At 67.5% G+C, this 18215-nt stretch carries 19 protein-coding genes and 6 pseudogenes; 12 read left to right on the forward strand and 13 right to left on the reverse strand.

What is annotated here, in order from left to right:
- Positions 1-112 precede the first annotated feature (112 nt).
- The 7 genes and pseudogenes from G6N20_RS17880 to G6N20_RS17905 form a co-directional block, all read left to right on the forward strand.
- A complete protein-coding gene (locus tag G6N20_RS17880) occupies positions 113-1342 on the forward strand; it encodes a geranylgeranyl reductase family protein (protein ID WP_083048171.1) in 1230 nt (409 codons plus the stop codon).
- Positions 1343-1445: 103 nt separating this feature from the next.
- On the forward strand, positions 1446-2267 hold the full coding sequence (locus G6N20_RS17885) for a sigma 54 modulation/S30EA ribosomal C-terminal domain-containing protein (protein ID WP_083048169.1): 822 nt from the start codon (positions 1446-1448) through the stop codon (positions 2265-2267).
- Positions 2264-2716 carry a pyridoxamine 5'-phosphate oxidase family protein gene (locus G6N20_RS17890; RefSeq protein ID WP_083048167.1) on the forward strand — a complete coding sequence of 151 codons (453 nt, stop codon included), beginning with the start codon at positions 2264-2266 and terminating at the stop codon, positions 2714-2716. The genes G6N20_RS17885 and G6N20_RS17890 overlap by 4 nt, the downstream gene beginning before the upstream one ends.
- Positions 2717-2824: 108 nt before the next feature.
- Positions 2825-3175, forward strand: a complete 351-nt coding sequence (locus G6N20_RS17895; protein ID WP_083048165.1) for a lsr2/espR transcriptional regulator — start codon at positions 2825-2827, stop codon at positions 3173-3175.
- A gap of 4 nt (positions 3176-3179) precedes the next feature.
- A pseudogene (locus G6N20_RS17900) lies at positions 3180-3359 on the forward strand (oxidoreductase); the annotation flags it as partial.
- Positions 3350-3436: pseudogene (locus G6N20_RS21485) on the forward strand (hypothetical protein); the annotation flags it as partial. The pseudogenes G6N20_RS17900 and G6N20_RS21485, both read left to right, overlap by 10 nt.
- A gap of 168 nt (positions 3437-3604) precedes the next feature.
- Positions 3605-4020: pseudogene (locus tag G6N20_RS17905) on the forward strand (PE family protein); the annotation flags it as partial.
- A gap of 204 nt (positions 4021-4224) precedes the next feature.
- On the opposite strand, the gene G6N20_RS17910 reads toward G6N20_RS17905, so the two are convergent.
- Positions 4225-5013, reverse strand: coding sequence for a PaaX family transcriptional regulator C-terminal domain-containing protein (locus G6N20_RS17910; RefSeq protein WP_083050338.1), 789 nt, complete (start codon positions 5011-5013; stop codon positions 4225-4227).
- Between the two features lie 51 nt (positions 5014-5064).
- On the opposite strand from G6N20_RS17910, the gene G6N20_RS17915 reads away from it, so the two are divergent.
- Positions 5065-6270, forward strand: a complete 1206-nt coding sequence (locus G6N20_RS17915; protein WP_179961487.1) for an aromatic ring-hydroxylating oxygenase subunit alpha — start codon at positions 5065-5067, stop codon at positions 6268-6270.
- Positions 6271-6338: 68 nt separating this feature from the next.
- On the opposite strand, the gene G6N20_RS17920 is transcribed toward G6N20_RS17915, so the two are convergent.
- The 4 genes and pseudogenes from G6N20_RS17920 to G6N20_RS17935 form a co-directional block, all read right to left on the reverse strand.
- Positions 6339-6899, reverse strand: coding sequence for an HD domain-containing protein (locus G6N20_RS17920; protein ID WP_083050344.1), 561 nt, complete (start codon positions 6897-6899; stop codon positions 6339-6341).
- 148 nt (positions 6900-7047) lie between these two features.
- Positions 7048-7848 carry a polysaccharide deacetylase family protein gene (locus tag G6N20_RS17925; RefSeq protein ID WP_083050418.1) on the reverse strand — a complete coding sequence of 267 codons (801 nt, stop codon included), beginning with the start codon at positions 7846-7848 and terminating at the stop codon, positions 7048-7050.
- Between the two features lie 213 nt (positions 7849-8061).
- A complete protein-coding gene (locus tag G6N20_RS17930; protein WP_083050421.1) occupies positions 8062-9069 on the reverse strand; it encodes an LLM class flavin-dependent oxidoreductase in 1008 nt (335 codons plus the stop codon).
- Positions 9070-9076: 7 nt separating this feature from the next.
- Positions 9077-9728: pseudogene (locus G6N20_RS17935) on the reverse strand (TetR/AcrR family transcriptional regulator).
- Positions 9729-9880: 152 nt separating this feature from the next.
- On the opposite strand from G6N20_RS17935, the pseudogene G6N20_RS17940 reads away from it, so the two are divergent.
- Positions 9881-10159 (forward strand): annotated as a pseudogene (locus G6N20_RS17940) (TetR/AcrR family transcriptional regulator); the annotation flags it as partial.
- Positions 10119-10369, forward strand: a pseudogene (locus G6N20_RS22465) (transposase); the annotation flags it as partial. The pseudogenes G6N20_RS17940 and G6N20_RS22465, both read left to right, overlap by 41 nt.
- A 395-nt stretch (positions 10370-10764) precedes the next feature.
- On the opposite strand, the gene G6N20_RS17950 reads toward G6N20_RS22465, so the two are convergent.
- Both G6N20_RS17950 and G6N20_RS17955 read right to left on the reverse strand, forming a co-directional pair.
- On the reverse strand, positions 10765-11184 hold the full coding sequence (locus tag G6N20_RS17950) for a DUF302 domain-containing protein (RefSeq protein WP_083050349.1): 420 nt from the start codon (positions 11182-11184) through the stop codon (positions 10765-10767).
- Positions 11185-11202: 18 nt separating this feature from the next.
- Positions 11203-11472: a metal-sensitive transcriptional regulator gene (locus G6N20_RS17955; RefSeq protein ID WP_083050351.1), complete on the reverse strand. Its 270-nt coding sequence runs from the start codon at positions 11470-11472 to the stop codon at positions 11203-11205.
- An 88-nt stretch (positions 11473-11560) separates the two neighbouring features.
- On the opposite strand from G6N20_RS17955, the gene G6N20_RS17960 reads away from it, so the two are divergent.
- Together G6N20_RS17960 and G6N20_RS17965 are read left to right on the forward strand one after the other, a co-directional pair.
- Positions 11561-11935 carry a carboxymuconolactone decarboxylase family protein gene (locus G6N20_RS17960; RefSeq protein WP_083050354.1) on the forward strand — a complete coding sequence of 125 codons (375 nt, stop codon included), beginning with the start codon at positions 11561-11563 and terminating at the stop codon, positions 11933-11935.
- A gap of 79 nt (positions 11936-12014) precedes the next feature.
- The gene (locus G6N20_RS17965) at positions 12015-12815 is read left to right on the forward strand and encodes a DUF2127 domain-containing protein (protein WP_083050356.1); all 801 of its coding nucleotides are present in this window, start codon (positions 12015-12017) and stop codon (positions 12813-12815) included.
- Positions 12816-12908: 93 nt separating this feature from the next.
- Here G6N20_RS17965 and G6N20_RS17970 read toward each other — a convergent pair whose 3' ends face one another.
- The 6 genes from G6N20_RS17970 to G6N20_RS17995 all read right to left on the reverse strand — a co-directional run bounded on the left by G6N20_RS17970 (position 12909) and on the right by G6N20_RS17995 (position 18215).
- The gene (locus G6N20_RS17970) at positions 12909-14015 is read right to left on the reverse strand and encodes an ABC transporter permease (protein ID WP_083050359.1); all 1107 of its coding nucleotides are present in this window, start codon (positions 14013-14015) and stop codon (positions 12909-12911) included.
- The gene (locus G6N20_RS17975; protein WP_232065540.1) at positions 14012-15142 is read right to left on the reverse strand and encodes a cysteine desulfurase family protein; all 1131 of its coding nucleotides are present in this window, start codon (positions 15140-15142) and stop codon (positions 14012-14014) included. Before G6N20_RS17975 ends, G6N20_RS17970 begins: the two co-directional genes overlap by 4 nt.
- A 61-nt stretch (positions 15143-15203) precedes the next feature.
- Complete coding sequence (locus G6N20_RS17980; protein WP_083050364.1) at positions 15204-15605, reverse strand: iron-sulfur cluster assembly scaffold protein; 402 nt, start codon at positions 15603-15605, stop codon at positions 15204-15206.
- Between the two features lie 3 nt (positions 15606-15608).
- Positions 15609-16754: a LuxE/PaaK family acyltransferase gene (locus G6N20_RS17985; protein ID WP_083050367.1), complete on the reverse strand. Its 1146-nt coding sequence runs from the start codon at positions 16752-16754 to the stop codon at positions 15609-15611.
- Between the two features lie 46 nt (positions 16755-16800).
- Complete coding sequence (locus G6N20_RS17990) at positions 16801-17454, reverse strand: peroxiredoxin (protein WP_083050370.1); 654 nt, start codon at positions 17452-17454, stop codon at positions 16801-16803.
- A 53-nt stretch (positions 17455-17507) separates the two neighbouring features.
- Positions 17508-18215, reverse strand: coding sequence for an ABC transporter ATP-binding protein (locus G6N20_RS17995; RefSeq protein ID WP_083050372.1), 708 nt, complete (start codon positions 18213-18215; stop codon positions 17508-17510).

Consider the following 18215-nt stretch of genomic DNA (forward strand, 5'->3'; position numbering starts at 1 on the left):
TTCACCGCTGTCATCGCCGGCCCACCGTGACGTGATCGTCGGCATCCGCAACCCGCGCGGCTCCGAATTAACCTCAGATGCAAACCGGACGACAGGAACCGTGCGATAAGCCATGGACACCAGTGCCGACGTCGTCGTGGTGGGCGCGGGGCCCGCCGGTTCGGCCGCCGCGGTGTGGGCGGCCCAAACCGGTCGCGACGTGCTCGTCATCGACGCCTCCGAGTTTCCCCGCGACAAGGCCTGCGGGGATGGGCTCACGCCTCGCGCCGTCGCCGAATTGCAGCTGTTGGGCCTCGGCGGGTGGCTCGACCACCACATCAAACACCGTGGACTGCGGGTCTCTGGCTTCGGCGGCTCGATCGAAATGGATTGGCCGGCACCATCGTTTCCGTCTCACAGCAGCGCCGTTCCGCGGGCCGAACTTGACGACCGGCTGCGCCAGACGGCCGCGGCCGCCGGCGCCTCGATGCTGCTCGGCCGCAAAGTTGTTGACGTGCATCAAGATCCGGCAGGACGGGTGGCGGAACTGGTGGTCCGCCGCAACGGCACGGTGTCCCGCATTCGGTGCGGGCAGGTGATCGTCGCCGACGGGGCGCGATCCGAGATCGGGCGCATGCTGGGACGGCGGTGGCACCGGCAGACGGTCTACGGCGTAGCCGTCCGCGGCTATCTGACATCGCCACGCAGCGACGAGCCGTTGCTGTCCACCAGCCTGGACCTGCGGCGGCCAGATGGCCGCCGGCTGGCCGGCTACGGGTGGATCTTCCCGCTGGGCAACGGCCAGGTGAACATCGGCGTCGGCGCGTGGGCGACTGCACAGCGACCGGCGAAGGTGGCGCTGCGCCAACTGCTCAGCCACTACACCAACATGCAACGCGATGCGTGGGGATTCGACGGCGAGCCACGGGCGGTCGCGTCGGCACTGTTACCGATGGGCGGTGCGGCGTCCGGACTGGCCGGCCCGAACTGGATGCTGATCGGCGACGCCGCCGCGTGTGTCAACCCGCTCAACGGCGAGGGCATCGACTACGGGCTTCAGAGCGGCCGGCTGGCGGCCGGACTGCTTGGCAGCGGTGATGTTTCGCAAACCTGGCCGCGGCTGCTGCGACGGCATTTCGCGCGCGACTTCTCGATCGCCCGGCGGTTTGGGCGGTTGCTGACGGTGCCCGGGTTTCTGCCGGCCGGCGGCGTGATCGCCATGCGGTCAGCCACATTGACAGATCGTGCCGTTCGGGTGATGGGAAACTTCTTCACCGACGACGACGCGGACCTGACCGCGCGGTGGTGGCGGCGAGCCGGCGCCGGGTCGCGCATCCTCGAGAGCCGGCCGCCGTTCAGCTGACAGCGGTGACCAACGCCACCTGCGGTGCGGGACTTTCGGCCCTGTCCGATCCGGGTGTCAGCCAGAAAGGCTTGAGCGTTGGCCATCGTCGAGAGTTGCGAAGGTGGAACAAAGGCGGAGTCGTCTCGTCATGTATGCACCCGAGTCATCACCGGCGCGAGAATTTCCCGACGTCCGCGTGTGTCGCGGCGGCCGAGTCACGGCTTCGCAGGCCGAATGGGTCGCCCATGCCGTGGGCCGCGTGTTGGCCCGTCGCGGCATCGCCGGGGGTGCTCGGGTGCGCCTGACGACGGCGGACTGCGCCGACGGGCCGGCGCTGATGCAGGTCAACCTGCGGGTGGGTGACACCCCGGCGCGGGTACAGGCCGTCACACCCGGGCCCGACGAGCTGTCGTCCGCGTTGCTCAGGCTGGACTTGCAGATCGTGCGTTTGTTGGCGCAGTGGCGGCCCCGGCCCTGGCCGGATCGGCGCCGCCGGGTTCTGACCGCGCCGGCCGGTGCCCACATCACCCGTCGCAAACCCGTTGTGCCACGGCGCGACACCCCGTTGGGGGCCGTCGCGGCGATGGACGCGATGGACTACGACGTGCATTTGTTCACCGACGCCGAGAGCGGGGAGGACGCCGTGGTCTACCGGGCTGGACCGTCGGGGCTGCGGCTGGCCCGCCAGAGACACGTGTACCCCCCTGGATGGTCGTGGTCGGCTGGCAGCGCTGTCCCGCCGGTCCCGCTGGTTGTGAGCTCGCGACCGACGCCGGTCCTCACGGAGGACTCCGCGGTGGGCCGGATGTGCGAGCACGGCCTGCCGTTTCTGTTTTTCACCGATCCGGTCACCGGTCGCGGCCGGTTGCTGTACCCGCGCTACGCCGGTGACCTCGGGTTGATCACCACGAACGGCGACGGCGGGGAGGACGGCGTGCCATGAGCCAGGATTCCCGATGTGCCAGCCCCGACACCGACCGGGAGGTTGTCGAGCTCGACCGTGACGAGGCAATGCGATTGTTGGCCAGCGTCGACCATGGGCGGGTGGTGTTCACCCGCGATGCGCTGCCGGCGATCCGCCCGGTCAATCACCTCGTCGTCGACGGCCGGGTGATCGTGCGCACCCGGCTGACCAGCAAGGTGTCCGTCTCGGTGCGATCCAGCGCCGGTGTCGTGGTTGCCTATGAAGCCGACGACCTCGACCCGCGGCGGCGGATGGGCTGGAGCGTGGTGGTGACCGGACTGGCGACCGCGGTCACCGACCCCGAGCAGATCGCCCGCTACGAACACCTGCTGCACCCGTGGGTGAACATGGCCATGGACAGCGTGATCGCGATCGAACCCGGGATCGTGACCGGCATCCGCATCGTTGCCGACAGCCACACGCGATAACTAACCGGCGCAACCCGATGGGCGCACTGCCGGATCGCGACCCGAGCATTATCTGATAAGTCCTTCAATTCATTGACTATCGGGACACTGAACTTTTCAGGAGATGCGGTGGGGACGGAGCCGCTGTACAAGCTCGAGGCGGAGTTCTTCAAGACCCTCGGGCACCCGGCGCGGATCAGGATCTTGGAGCTGCTGGTGGAGCGGGACCGCTCGGTCGGCGAGTTGTTGTCCTCCGACGTCGGGTTGGAGTCGTCGAATCTGTCCCAGCAGCTGGGCGTGCTGCGCCGGGCGGGCGTCGTGGCCGCGCGCCGTGACGGCAACGCGGTGATCTATTCGATCGCCTCGCCCGATATCGCCGAGCTGTTAGCGGTGGCCCGCAAGGTGCTGGCCAGGGTGCTCAGCGACCGGGTCGCCGTGCTGGAGGACCTACGCGCCGGCGGCACCGCTACGTCCAAGTAACGCCATGGGCTGGGTCGCCAAGATTTGTCGTGTTGGCCGGGCGGCCGAGCCCGCGAGCCCAGCGCCGGCGGCGGCCACCGAACCGCCGGCGGGGGTGCGGGGTTCGTTGCAGATCCGGCATGTCGACGCCAGTTCGTGCAACGGGGGCGAGGTGGAGATTTCGGGCGCCTTCGGCCCGGTGTATTGGCCGACACCATCGTCCCCGACTTCCCACTGGCCAACGAAAGCTTCAACCAGTCCTACGCCGGCAACGACCTGTAACTGCGGGTGCCCGCGGTGTCTGGGGTTGGGGTCGAGCGATGTCATACACCACGCCGCTACCCCGCGCGCTGGGATCGGCCGGAGGATCGTCTTACGATTTTTCTCTGCTGAGTGCTCGGGGGTGGCCGGGCGTTGGCCGGGTTGCCCAAACCTGGTGGGAGGTGCGGGATGTCGTTTGTGATCGCGGCGCCGGAGGCGTTGTTGGCGGCGGCTTCGGATTTCGCTGGAATTGGTTCGATGATCGATGCGGCCAACGCGGTGGCGGCGGCCCCGACCGTCGGGGTGCTGGCCGCCGGTGCCGATGAGGTGTCGACGCGGGTCGCGGCGTTGTTCGGCGGGTACGCCCGGGAGTATCAGGCGCACAGCGCGGCGGTGTGGGTGGCGCCGGCGGCCCCGCGCAATCCATTGGGGCTGGCACCGCCATCGGCGGGGCCGGTGGTCTCGGCGGGGGCGGCGGCGCGGGCGGGGACGGCGGTGATGGCGGCGGCGCCGGCATCGGTGGCGCGGGCGGGCCCGGCGGGTTGCTGATGGGCGGGCCGGGCATCAGCGGCGCCGCCGGCACCGGCGGTTCCGGCGGCACCGGCGGCGGCTTCGGCACCGGTGGCGCCGGCGGCAAAGGCGGTGCAGCCTCGGGTGGGACGGTCAACATCGGCGGCATCGCCGGCGCCAACGGGACGAACGGCCTGGCCGGCGCCAACGGCGCACCGGATTAACGACCGCTGCGCCGTGATCGGGTCGCACGCCACCCACGCCCCTGGTGACGGCGCGACGGATATCGCCAACCGACCCTATGCTCGGCGGAAGGCACGACCCATTCGCCGTTTGAGGGCCGCGTCGAAACGGCGGTAGGTGCTGCGCAGCGTATGCCCCGGCCAGCGCTGGCCGATCAGCTCGACCGGCAACAGCGGGTCGCGTTGCAGATGGCGGACCACGGCGATCGACAATGCGAACCCCCGCCTGAAGCTTTCGGTCGACTCGTCGCGCTTGCCCGCATCGAGTGCCACCGTCATCGCCTCGGTGAGTGCCCGGGCATCGTCGGCCCACTCGTCGAGGCAAAACAGCGACCGCATCTTGTCGGCGGCGATGTCGGTGGCGGCGCCGTGAAAGTGGGTGCACTGCCGATCCAGCACCGACCGTGACGCCGGAAACCGTTGCGGGTCAAGGTTATCCGGGCGTATCCACACGCCTTCCCGAAGCTCGGCCAGGTGCAGCGCCATGGCCGCTTTCCGCAGTTCCAGCCGATCGGCCACCGACCGGCGCTCCAGCGAGACGATCGCCAGCTCCCACGTCCCGTCCCATCCGACGGTGGCCGCGTCGTCGATCCGGGACGCCTCGTCGATGCGCTGGCGACGCTCGGCCAAGCGCCCGGCGAGGGCGTAGCACCCACCCTCAGCGGTGAGTTCACCGTTGCAGACCATCCGCCACAGGCAGGTGCGGGCCGCGCCGTCGCTGATGCCGAACAAAGCGGCCACCGCGACCAGCTCCGCCACCGTCAGGCGGGCCCGGTCGGCCCCCAACAACGCCGACGCCAGCACCGAGCGCGCGCTCAGCGGCCGGTTGCCGAACAGGTCGTCCACCGTATCACTAAAACATTGACGCGTGATGTTAGCAATGTGATACTGACACCCATGTGCTCCCCGACGAAGGCGTTGGTGGCCGACGATGTGGAGATCGTTCGGCGCATCCTGGCCCACATCGACGCCGGCACCACCGATGAGGGTCCGAGCTGGCGGGAACCCGTCGAAAACTATGTGAACCCAAGCCGGTTCACCGAGGAACTGCGGCTGCTGCGGTCAATGCCCAGCGTGTTCGTGCCCTCCGCGGCGATCCCGAACCCGGGTGACCACGTGGAACGGACCGCCTTCGGGGTGCCGCTCTTCGCCGTTCGCGGGCGCGATCGTCGGGCGCGGGTGTTCCGAAACGCTTGCCGGCATCGAGGTTTTGCCCTCGTCGAGGACGCGGGGTGCTCGCATGCGCTGGTCTGCCGCTACCACGGGTGGACATATCGGCTGGACGGCTCGCTCGCGCATGTGCCCCACGACGACGCATTCCCCGATCTGGACAAGTCCGCGCGCGGTCTGGTCGAGGTCGCCAGCTCAGAGGTGGACGGGCTGATCGTCATCGGGGCGCTTGACTCCCCGCATCCCGGCCACGATGAGGCGATGGGGTGGCTGGGTGACGGCACCCCGTGGCGCGACAAGCTTCTTCCGGCGAGCCGGCTGGCGTACGTGGATTCCTCTGTGCGAGCACTGAATTGGAAGGTGCTCGTCGAGCAGTTCCTGGAGGGCTATCACATCCGCTGGACACACAAGGACACCTTTTACCCGGTGCAATACGACGACCTCAACGTCGTCGAGATCTTCGGGCCGAATTGCCGTATCACCTTCCCATACCGCAATATCGAGCGGCTTCGTGACCGTCCCGAGGACACCTGGACAACGGACGCGAGGGTCACGTACCTGTATCAGCTGTTTCCCAACGTCATGTTGGCGACGTTCCCGGACCTGATGCTGATGGTCGTGATCGACCCGGTGGATGTGGACCACAGCACCACCACCATTTACTCGATGGTCGATCCCCGCAAGGCCGACGCCGCCGAGGGCGGGTGGCGTGATCCCGGACCCTACAACCCGGCGGGCGCGGCCAGCTTCATCGCGCGCGGTGCAGTGGAGGACAACGAGATGTCGGCGGGCGTGCAACGCGGCCTGCATGCCGGTGCCAACGAATTCGTGGAATTCGGGCGCCACGAGAGCGCGATAGGCCATTTCCACGCCACCCTGGACAACCGGCTGGCTCGACTCTTAGGAGTCGAAGGGCGCCAGCCGCACCGCTAGCGGCAATCCGCAGCGAACCAGCAGCCCGAAGCGTCCCGCCGGCACGGCGGCCGCCTCCGCACGCATCATCACAACGAGTTCCCGCTTGAATTCGCCCCTCGGGTAAGGCGTAGCACTTTGCCGACGTTGCCCGGAGTAATGTCCCAGATGCGTAGTCCGGCACCATCGGCCATCGCTCCCCACTGCAGGTAGCAGCCGATCGCGCCGTCGGTGTCCACCGTGATGCCCGGCGTGGTGTGCACGCAGATGCCGTCCGCGAGCAGATCCGCACGTGCGTCCGCCAGGCCGGCGGCGCGGGCGCAGGCAAGCGTGCGATCGACACTGCCCAACGTGAAATCACGGTTCGCCGTGGGGTTGACAATGCCGTAGTCGTGAAGCAGCGCCCCGCCATAGAAGAGCTCGTCGTCGATCTTGTGCCCGTCAACGGCCGCCAGGGCACGCCCGAACAACCAGGTGCGGTAGGAGTGCCCCTGCAGGGACGGCGGCAGCTCCGCACACGCCCGCTCGGCCTCGCGCGCAAACCGCGAATCGGGGACCCGGAACGTGGCCACATCAACGCGCGCGGCCGCGGCCGGAATCCGGCCCAGGGCAAGCTTGAGCCGGCCCACCGCGTTGTGCCACCGACCCACCCCGATAGCCGCCAACAGGCGGCGGCGCTCCGCTCGGGTTAGCCGACCACCCGTGCGACGTGTCCAAGTGAGGCCGCCCAGCCGCTGTGGATCGGGTACGCCCACCCGCGACATTCTGCCAGCAACTGGGTCCCGCCCGCCGACTCCGCTACGGGGTCTTGAGGAACACGTCGTTGAGGGTGACGGTCCGCAGGTTCCGGGCGCGGATGAGCTCGACAAGCTGTGGGTAGACGTGGGTGACCGGCAGGTGGTTGAGGTGCCCGATCACGATGGCCTGGGGGGTGAAGTACTGATCGGCCATCTTCACGATGTATTCCTCGGTGATCAACGTCGAATCCGACAGCGAACCCGACCACAACACCGGGACTGTGTAGCCGAGGTCGGCGGCCACGGCATCGACGGCGGCGTTGTGCTTGGCATACGGTGGGCGCCAATAGGGTTTGGCGCCGATGCCGTAGGTCTTCTTCAGGAAATCGTCGTTGTGGGCAAGCTGTTGGGCGACCTGGCTTTTCGTCAGCGTGGTCAAATCCGGGTGTGACCACGTGTGGTTGCCGAGCTGGATCTGCCCGGAGTCGACCAGCGGCCGAAGTGACGCCACGTTATCGGTCCAGGAGTCGTAGGTTCCGTTGACGAAGAACGTCAGCCGCACGCCGGTGTCCTGGGCGAACTGCGTGTAGGCGCGCACCACTTCACGGTTGACGCCGTCGTCGACGGTCAGCGCGAGCAAATCACCGTCGCCGGGAAGCTTGGCTAGCACCCCACCCCCGGGCAGCCGGATGCGCGCACCGGGTGGTGGCGGCGGTAACAAGCCCGCGGCGGTCGGACCGGACGCCGAAGAATCAGCCGTCTGGGCCAACGTCCGTCGTTGCGGGTCGATCACGCATCGAGCCGCACCCACACCGACGACGGTGGCGGCGGCGAGTGAGCCGAGGAAGCGACGCCGGGTCAGCTCTGACATTCGACGCTCACAATCGGAATCCCCTGTTGACGAACGACGCCACCACAGCAGCGAACCGTATCACCGGCGGGGCCGATATGCCGTGTTGACGGCGCGAGGGTCGGCGATCTGTTCGGTAACAATCGGCGCCAGCGCGGACCGTTGCCGGCGACGAACACGCCGCGTGTCGTGAGCATCCTGCCGCTACCGTCGCCGTCGCCGGCGCTACCCGTCGGGCTGACCGAGCGGCTTGTCTGTGACGTGCGGGAGAACCGCGTCGGTCAGCAGCCGCAAACTGGCCCACCCGTCGTCCACCGGCAGCCCGCCGACCAGCGGGTTCATGACGACTTCTCTTCTACCGCAACGGATCTGGTCGATCAATTGCTCGGGGGTGAGGATCTCGACGTGGTTGAGGCGTCGCAGATCCGGGATCGAGGCTGCGGCGATCTCGTTGGGCCTCGGTACCCCAGCGCGCTTCCAGGCGCTGTATTCGGCGGCTTCGTTCATGACGAATTCGCCGTAACGGGACCATGCCAGGTCCGGGTCGTCGTGCAGCAAGGTGACGGTGCTGCCGTTTTCCGGGCGGTAGACGAAGCCCGTCTTGCCCTGGCGGGCCAACTCCCGGTGATACACCGCTTCGACCTCGGGCATGGCCATCGGCGGCGAGAACGGCAACCCGAAGCGCGCCGCCCGCCGGGCCGCCGCGGACGTCATGCCGCCGACGAACACGATCGGGTGCGGGCGGGTGTGCGGTTTCGGGGTGACGTTGATGAGTGCGCCGTCATGCTCGAAAGGTTGATCGCCCCATGCCTTGAGCAGTACCGACAGGCAGCGATCCATCAGGGCGCCGCGCTGCGACCAGTCCTTGCCGGCGGCGTGGTATTCCTCGGGCCGGTAGCCCATTCCCGCGACAAAGCTGAACCGGCCCTGAGCGAGGTTGTCCAGCACGGCGACATCCTCGGCGAGCCGAATCGGATCGTAGAGCGGAACGATCAAGGCGTTGACGCTGATTCGCACGTTGCGCGTTCGCCCGGCCAGTGCGGCGGCCAGAATCAGCGGCGACGGAAGCCAACTCGTTGCCGCCAGATGATGCTCTTCGCTGCTGACCGCGGTGAATCCGTGCCGATCGGCGTATTCGGCCATGTCCAGGGCGGCTTGATAGCGAGCGGCGTGACGTGCCGTGGGGTCGGCGATATTGGTCATGTTCAGTCGTAGCGCGGTGAGCAGACTCATCGCCGACTCATCGTCGTTCGGTGGCGGCATGCCCGCGCCGCGTCAAAAGCGTTCCACGGATGAGTCTTTGCGCCGAGCCCAGCGTGGCTTCGTAGGCCTCCGGCGGCAGACTGGCCACCCGCTCCGACAGACCGCGCGTCAGCGCACAGATGGCGTCCACCGCGGCCGCCGCGTCGGCGCCGGCGGACAGGTCCCCCCGGACCAGGGCGTCCTCGACGATCTCGGCGACAACGTCGCGCAGCACCTTGGAGCCTGGGAAATGTGCCGCACCGCGCCACGCCTGGGCACTGCTCTGGGCGCGGATCGCCCGCAAGAACGTGGCCAGGTACGGGTAGTCGCGGTTTCAACGCGAGTGACTCGTCCAGCACCGCATCGAGTCGGTCGACGACGTCATCGCACTGCGCCGCGGCAGCACGCAGCCGCGGCAGCACGATCGCGTCGATCTCCTCGCCGGTCGCCTTGAGGCCTTCCGATTTGCTCGGAAAGTAGTGATACAGACTTCCGCTGGTCATGTCGGCTGACCGGGCGATCCCACGGATCGTCGCCTGTGCGTAGCCGACCTCGGCGACACAGCGCATCGCCGCGGCGATGATCCGGCGTCGGGTCTGATCACCGCTGGCATCTACGGGACAGCCCAATCGAGACCTCACGCTGACCACGTTCCGGTCATCTCGTGCGGTGCCCGCCGTCGGTCGGTGGGTGACTCACCGCGCACCTCCACGGACGCCGAAGCTAATCGATCAGTCGAATATATTCGACGTGCGTGGCCCGTAGTCCCGTGGCGGGTCGACATGCGAGTCAGGACACGACCATGACCCGGCCACAGCTCGGCCGGCCCATCGGAGCCGGCGGCGAAGAAACCCGCCAGCGGATCATTGCCGCAACCATGAGCTGTGTCGCCGAGGTCGGCTACGCGCAGGCCACTATCCGTGAGATCACCCGGATGGCGAACGTCACCAGCGCCAGCCTGTACAACTACTTCCCGAACAAGTCGGAATTGATCAAGGCAACGATCGCTGCGCGCGCCGACGCCACGATGCCGCGGTTGCGTGCTCGACATGCGCCGGCTCGAGGCGCTATGTCGGATCGGCGTCGATGAGGTGTGCTATCGCCACCCGCACCGCTATCTGATCGGACCATCATCGGCGATCACGACACCGGCACCGTCATCGACATCCAGCCCGGACGCAGCGAGGAATCACTGGCGAATTTCTACCAATCCCAACCGGATTCGATCACCTCGGGCATCGAAGTAGTCAGCATGGATGTCTCCAAGGCCTACACCGGCGCCACCCGCACCCCGTCCGCCGCCAGCCCGGCGAACGCGACGCTGACGGGAGTCGACACGCTGCGTCTGCGTTATCCCAATGGTGAGAGCGTCAACTCCGAGGCGCTAGTGGTCGACCGGCGCACCGGGGATCTGCTGGTTTTCGAGAAAACTTCCAGCGGTGACCCCCGCGTCTGTTGGGCACCAGGCGGGTTGCAGAACGGAAGTGTCACCATACTTCAACACGTGGCAACCGTGGACTTGCCGGGCGCGAACTCCAATCTCACCACCGGTGCCGATCTGTCGGCGGATGGTTTGCACTTGGCGATCCGCACCTATGACGACGTCTAGGTGGAATCAGGACCCGAGCGGTACCGTCTGGTCGGCCTACGACGCGTCGTGACCCGTCCGTACCCGGACCGCGCCAGCTAGCCCGACGCCTGAGTGAGGGCGTCGATGGCGGCCTGCAGCTTGGCGGCGGCCTCGTCGGCGATCTCCTGCAGACCGGGTTGGTCGAGGACGCGGACCATCAGCTGTGGGTCCATCGCCTCGATGATGACCGCGCTGCCCGGTTCGGCGGTGTCGGCTCGCAGCACCACGTTGCACGGCAGCAATTGACCGATCTGCCGGTCCACGTCAAGGGCGCGGTGTGCCAGCGACGGGTTGCAGGCGCCGAGGATCAGGTAGTCCTCCATGTCTTTGCCAACCTTTTGCTTCAGCGTGGCTTTGACGTCGATCCTGGTCAACACACCGAAGCCCTGTTCGGCCAGGGCCTGGGTGGTCCGTTCAACCGCGTCGTCGAATGACGTGCGCAGTGTGGTGCTCAGACCCGCTGTCCCCGATGTCATGTGTCAATCCTTTCGTGCTCAGGCGAGCGCCAAAAACAGCCTTTCCAACTCGGGCTCGGTCAGCGGTGGCGAGTCGCCGTGCTTGGTCCCGGTGATGCAGTCGCGAAGTCCGGACGCGACGATCTTGAACCCGGCCCGATCAATGGCCCGAGACACCGCCGCGAGCTGGGTCACGACGTCTTTGCAGCTGCGGCCCCGCTCGATCATGGCGATGACGCCGGCGAGTTGCCCCTGGGCGCGTCGCAGCCGGTTGAGCACGACGCCGACGCTGTCCTCGTCATTCATCAGGTGCCTCCATATCGTTGCCGAAAGCTGCCATGCCGGCGAAGCCCGCTAGCCAGTCTAATACCCATACGGGTATTGGTATAGTGGCAACATGGACCCACAGCACCGTCACCACGACGTTCTCAACGACCTCAACCCGCAACACCGCGCACTGCGCCGGATGATCCCCGACGTCTATCGCGGGTTCGTCGAGATGAGCAACGCGGCGATGTCGTCCGGTGCTCTGGACAAAAAGGTCAAGGAGCTGATGGCTCTTGCGATCGGGGTGGTGCACGGGTGTGACGGCTGCATCGCGTCGCACGCCCAGGCGGCGGCCCGCGCCGGAGCGTCCAAGGAGGAGGCCGCCGAGGCCATCGGCGTCAGCATCATGATGCACGGCGGGCCGGCCACCATCTACGGCGCACGGGCGTACGACGCGTTCTGCGAATTCGCCGATGCCCGACCCGACGGCGTGGCCGCGGGCTGAGTGGCCTCGGCCAGGTCGGCGCCGACAGCGGCACGGGTCCGCTTGCGTGGCCCGCTGCCGGCATTGAATGATCGGGCGCATGGCGCACACCGGCAACGACGCAGCGCACGCTGCCAAGAGGAAGAACCGCGGCGTCAACCGGTGGGAGCTGGTGACGTGCGCGCTGGGCGGTCACGCCACCTATGCGCCCGACGACGAGGCACTCGCCGACCGGCTCCGAGCCACCACCACGCTCGGTGAGGTATGGCGCTGCCTGCGCTGCGGGGACTTCGCCCTCGGCGAGCCGCACGGCCGGGGCCGCCCCGAGGACGCGCCAATGATCATGCGCGGCAAGGCGTTACGCCAGGCCATCATCATCCGCGCACTCGGGGTCGAGCGGCTGTTGCGGGCGGTGGTGCTGGCACTCGCGGCCTGGGCGGTGTGGGAGTTCCGCGGGGCGCGCGGGGCCATCCAAGCCACGCTGGACCGTTATCTGCCGGCTTTCCGCGCCGCCGGATTCAAGGTCGATCAGATGTCGGCGATACACGAGTTGGAAAAGGCGTTGGCCGCCAAACCATCCACGTTGGCCTTGATCACCGTCATGCTGAGCGGCTATGCGGTGTTACAGGTCGTCGAGGGCGTCGGCCTGTGGTTGTTGAAGCGCTGGGGCGAGTACTTCGCGGTGGTGGCCACTTCGATCTTCCTGCCGCTGGAGATCTATGACCTGACCAAGGGCGTCACCATGACCCGGGTGGTGACCTTCACCATCAACATGGCGGCGGTGATCTACCTGCTGGTCGCCAAGCGGCTGTTTGGTCTACGGGGTGGGCGCGAGGCCTACGACGAGGAACGCCGCGGCGAGCAGTTGCTCGACCTCGAGCGCGCCGCCATGACGGCCTGACCGGCCGCGCGGTCCGCGGTCATCCCGCAAGGCGGCCGTCGAGATATCGGTCGCAAACCTTGTCGGTCATGGAGTTCCTAATGGTCTTTGGGGTTAGCGGCGAAACGCCTCGGCGGGGTCGATTCGTGTGACGCGGCGCACCGGCAGCAGCGATGCCAGCACGGCCATGACGGCGGTGGCCGCCGCCATCGCGGCCAGCAGGGCGGGGGTGACCTCGACGGTGACATCACCCATGCGGTCAGCGAGCAGGAACTGCGCGCCGTAGGCGATCGCCGCGCCCAGCGCATATCCCAGCCCGGCGATCACGGCGGCCTGGGCAAGCACGATGCGACACAACCGGCTTGGGCGCACACCCAGGGCCAAAAGCACACCGAAGTCCCGCATCTGCTCGGAGGTAGCCGCCAACACCGTCAAACCCACCAATGCGACCCCCACCAGCGCCGCGATGGCAATCATCGTCGTGAGCGGGCGTCCGATCATCGAGACGATGATGTCGCGGCCGTTGTCGGCGAAGGCCGCGGCGGTGAGCGCGTCCATGCCCGGCACGCCGCGACGAATGGCGGTGGCCAGCTGAGCGGCGGTGTACCCGTCTTGGGGTTGCACCAGGAAAAACGACACCCGATTGCCCGCCCGCAGCAGCCGCGCGGCGTCGGGCAACGAGACAAACGCATAAAAGTTGCCCAGCGCGGCGGTTTGCTCGGAGAGCCCCACGACGGTGAACGGCTCGTCGACGATCCGGACCCGGTCACCGAGGCGAACACCGCTCTTGGCGGCCAGCACCCGATCCAGCACCACCTCGCCGGGCCCGGTGATGGTGCGTCCTTGAGCCAGCGACCAGGGGCCGCCCACACCGGTGTGCACGTCATAGCCCACCACGAAGTAGGGGGTCTGGGCGCCGTTGTGCACGAAGTCGGACGGTTGGCCGAGGATCGGGTCGGCGAACCTGACCCCGGGAACGGCCAGCAGGCGGCCCTTGCCGTCGGCGGGCAGCCAGGACACGGCGCGAAACATCTGCTCCACACCGGGCTGGACCACCCAGACCGCCGCCTTGGAATGGTCGATGTAGGTGGTGACCTGGTTAGTGGTGCCGACGAAGATGCCGGAGATCACCAGCACCAGCAGCACGGCACACCCGACACCCAACACCGAGAACACGAACCGGGCACGCTCGGCGGCGAGGTTTTGGACGGCGAGCATCACCGCGACGCGCTCCCGGTGCCGGCGATACCACGCAACCGCTGCACGGCCCGTGTCGTGACCGACACGACGCGATCGATGTCGTGCGAGGACACGTCGGGCCCCAGCGAGAATCGCACGGTGGACCGAGCGGCCCGGTGGGTCAAACCCATGGCCGTCAGCACGTGCGACACCGACCCGGTGTGGCAGGCCGCCCCGGTGGATACGTAGATGCCCTGCATGTCCAGTGCGTCGGCCAGCGCGTCGGCGCGAATCCCGTCGAATCGCACGCTGATCGTCTCCTCCAGCACCGGTTCGGTGGTGTTGACGTGCACACCATCGACTCCGGCAAGGCCCGCGATCAACCGTTCGCGACGGTCCCGCATGCCCAGGCGGTAACCCATCGACATCCGCCGCAGGCACACATCGGCGGCGGCGGCCATGCCCATGGCCCCGGCCACGTTCTCGGTGCCCGCCCGCAACCGGTTCTCCTGGGGGCCGCCGCGCACCAACGACACCAACCGATGCCCGTCGCGGACCGCCAGGGCGCCCACCCCGCGGGGGCCACCGAACTTGTGCGCGGACACCGAGATCAACGTCGCGTCCACGGCGGTCAGGCTGAGCTTGCCGGCCGTGTGCACGGCGTCGGTATGAAACGCCACACCGGCGCGGGTGGCCGCCGCGGCAATCTCGGTCACCGGCTGAATCGCCCCGGTCTCGTTGTTGGCGTGCATCACTGACGCCAATACGGTGTCCGGTCGTATCGCCGCCGCGACCGCCGCGGCCTCGACATGACCACCCGGGCCGGGTTCCACCGTGGTGACTGTCACTCCCAATTCCTCGAGCGCACGGGCGTTTTCGAGAATGGCCGAGTGCTCGATCGACGTGGTCACCAGATGCCCGGAAAATCCGCGCGCGGCAAACGTGCCCCACAGCGCCAGCGCGTTGGCCTCGCTGCCACCGGACGTCAACACCACCTCGCCGGGAGCCACACCCAGCAGCCGGGCGATGGACCGCCGCGCGACCCACAAAGCCTCGGCGGCCGCGCGCCCGGCCCGGTGACCACTGGACGGATTGCCGACCAGCCGCTGGCCGGCCCGCACCGCCCGGGCGGCAGCGGGATGTAACGGCGCCGTGGCCGCGTAGTCCAGGTACAGCTCGTCGGCCCCGCCGGCCCCTGCCTCGACCGGCCATGCCGGCGCGTGAGCCGTGCTAGCCACCGCAGATAGTGGTGCCATCGTCGTGAATTCCGTTGCGGTAGTTGTGGACAAGGCGGTGCGCCAGGTCGGCGCCCAGGCGTGCGACGTGCCGTTGCTCCGGTCCCAGGCCGCCCGACCACCGAAGAACCCGAGGTTCGTCGAGCTCGGCGATGTCAGCGATCGCCATGCCGCTCAGGTGCTCGGTCAGGATCGATGCGATGGCAAGCGAGGCCGAGCAACCATAGGCCTCAAACCCGATCTCGGTGACCGCATCGTCTCGGACGCACGCGGTGAGCAGGATCTGGTCTCCGCATACCGGGTTGCCGACAAAGGCTGAGACGTCGGGGTTGGGCAACCGACCGCAGTTGCGGGGATTGGTGAAATGATCGACCACCGTGGGACTGTAGTGGGGCATGGCTTATGCGGGTGCGGTTGTGATTGCCGGTTCACATTCGGCGACGACCTGGCGGGAGTCCAGGTATCTCTCGATACTGACGGCGCAGCAACCGAGTTCGGCGCCCTGCCGACGACGCCGGAACCGCACGGTTTGGCCGGTGCGGCCGCATGGGCAGGCGCTGTCGTCGACCTCGCCGACGTCGTCGGAAAGCAGAAACCCGGGATAGGCGGTGTTGAGCGCGTCCAGGATGGCGATGCCGCCGGTCTTGCCGGGCTCGAGTTCGATTGCGGGGTCGCCGATGTCGCGGATGGACACATAGCACCATGGCGGCACGTGCTTGCGGTGCCGCTCGCACTCGATGGCCAGCATGTTGGACTCGATCATCCCGTACATGTCACGGATGCGGGTCCGGTCGATGCCGAGGAATCGTTCGGCCCTGTCGTTGAACTCCTCGCGGCTGATAGAGCGCCCGGTGTATTGCTTCCAGCCGCCGAGCATGATGATCAGCGATTCGGGGTCCAGGGTCAGCGGAATCGCCTCCAATTCCAGGTATCTCATGAACCGGGCGACGATAAACGGTGGGCCGATGATGTGCCGGGTCATCCTGTTCTCCCAGTGGCGGAGGCATCCCAGCGCTTCCTCCGGGTTGAATGCGTAGTCCCGCACCAGGTAGCGGTGGTCGTCGAGCAGCCCGGTGAGCAGATTGAACACCTTAACCATGCCCATCTCGGGGACTTCGGCGGTGGACGGACACAAGAACAATCCGGCGCCCCGGGAGATGCCGAAGAAATCGCGGTAGCAGCCGAGGATGCCCACCGACGCCCGGGTGACGGTCAGCGCATCGCGGCGGGCGACCGACGGCACGCCCCCGGTGCCCGTCGACCGGATCTCCATCTCGACGTCCGGCAGTCCCACGGTCATCAGGGCGTGCGCGCCGGCTTGTTTGAACATCCCAACCGGCAACAGCGGAATCCGGCGCAAGTCGCCAAACCCGTGGATGTCGGTCGGGTTGACACCCGCGGCGTCGCACTGCGCGCGGTAGAAGCCATTGCGTTGGTAATGAAGGGCAAACGCTTTACGTAAGGAATCGGTGAGCGACTGGCGCCACGTGTCACCCGGCACCCGCATTGCCTCGCCGGGCATTCCCAACATGGTGGCTAGTTCCACGACATCTCCTTCGGTGGCCGCGTGCGGAATCTGCTACACCGCAGCGTTAGGGGCCTGGCACGTAGCGCAGGTAGGGCAGCGGGGCTTTCCAGCCATTGGGATAGGTCTGGCGAGCCTGATCGTCGGGGATCCAGGGGGCAATGATCACGTCCTCTCCCTGGCGCCATTGCGCCGGGGTGGCCAGACCATCGGCAAGCAACTTTAGCGAGTCGATCGCCCGCAGCACCTCATCGAAGTTGCGGCCGGTCGTCATCGGGTAGATCAGCACGAGCATGATCATCTTGTTGGGAGCTATCACGAATACGTTTCGTAGCGTGGCATTTTCGGCCGGCGTACGCTCGGTGGGGTCGCCGGTGGCATTTCCGGGAAGCATTCCGTACAGCTTCGACACGGCGTAGTCGGTGTCGGCGATCAACGGGTAGTTGGGGGCAATACCGGTTGTGCAGGCGATGTCCTCGGACCACCTGGCGTGGTTGTCGAGCGGGTCGACCGACAGGCCGATGATCTTTACGTTGCGACGGTCGAAGTCGGACTTGATCGTGGCCAGGTGGCCGAGTTCGGTCGTGCACACCGGCGTGAAGTCGCGAGGATGTGAGAACAGCATCGCCCAGCTGTCGCCCATCCACTCGTGGAACCTGATGGGGCCCTCGGTGGTCATGGCGTGGAAGTCGGGCGCGATGTCGCCGATCGTCAGGGTCATCGAATCGCTCCAATCCGGTTAGGTTGTGACGATGATCGCGGTGCTCGCATGTGTTAGGCCGCGGTCGTGACGAGCTGGCCGTCCTCGAGGTGCAGCACCCGGTCGGCGATGGTGTGCAGGCGGGCATCGTGGGTGACGATGACCACCGCGCAGTCCTGGGCCTTGGCCGCGGTGGCCAGTTGGCCGGTGACTTTCTGGCCGGTGGCCGAGTCGAGGTTGGCGGTGGGTTCGTCGGCCAGGATGACGTCGGGACCCATGGCCAGCGCCCGAGCGGCGGCCACACGCTGTTTCTCCCCGCCCGACAGCGTCGCCGGCCGGTGTTGGGCGCGGTGTCCCAGATCCAGGGATTCCAGCAGCTCGGTGGCCCGAGCCAGCGCCGCCGGTTTACGCACGCCCGCGTAGCGAAGCGGCAACGCCACGTTGTCGACGCTGGTCAGTGACGCCAACAGGTTGTAGTCCTGGAACACAAACCCCACCCGGTGTAGCCGCGTCTCGGCGCGCTGGCGCGGCGACAGCGCTCCCGCGTCCTGGCCGCCGATGTGCACCGCGCCGCTGTCGGGTGTCAGCAGCAGCCCCATCACCAACAGCGCGGTGGTCTTGCCGCCGCCGGAAGGCCCGACCACCAGCACCACCTCGCCGCGCCGCACCGACAGGCTGATGCCCTTGAGGGCGTGCACCGCGGTGTCACCGTCGCCGTACCGGTGGTGGATGTCGGTGAGCTGCAGCACCGGTGCGGGCGGGTGTTCCTGCGAGCTGCCCAT

The organism is Mycobacterium shinjukuense, from assembly GCF_010730055.1.
GTDB lineage: Bacteria > Actinomycetota > Actinomycetes > Mycobacteriales > Mycobacteriaceae > Mycobacterium > Mycobacterium shinjukuense.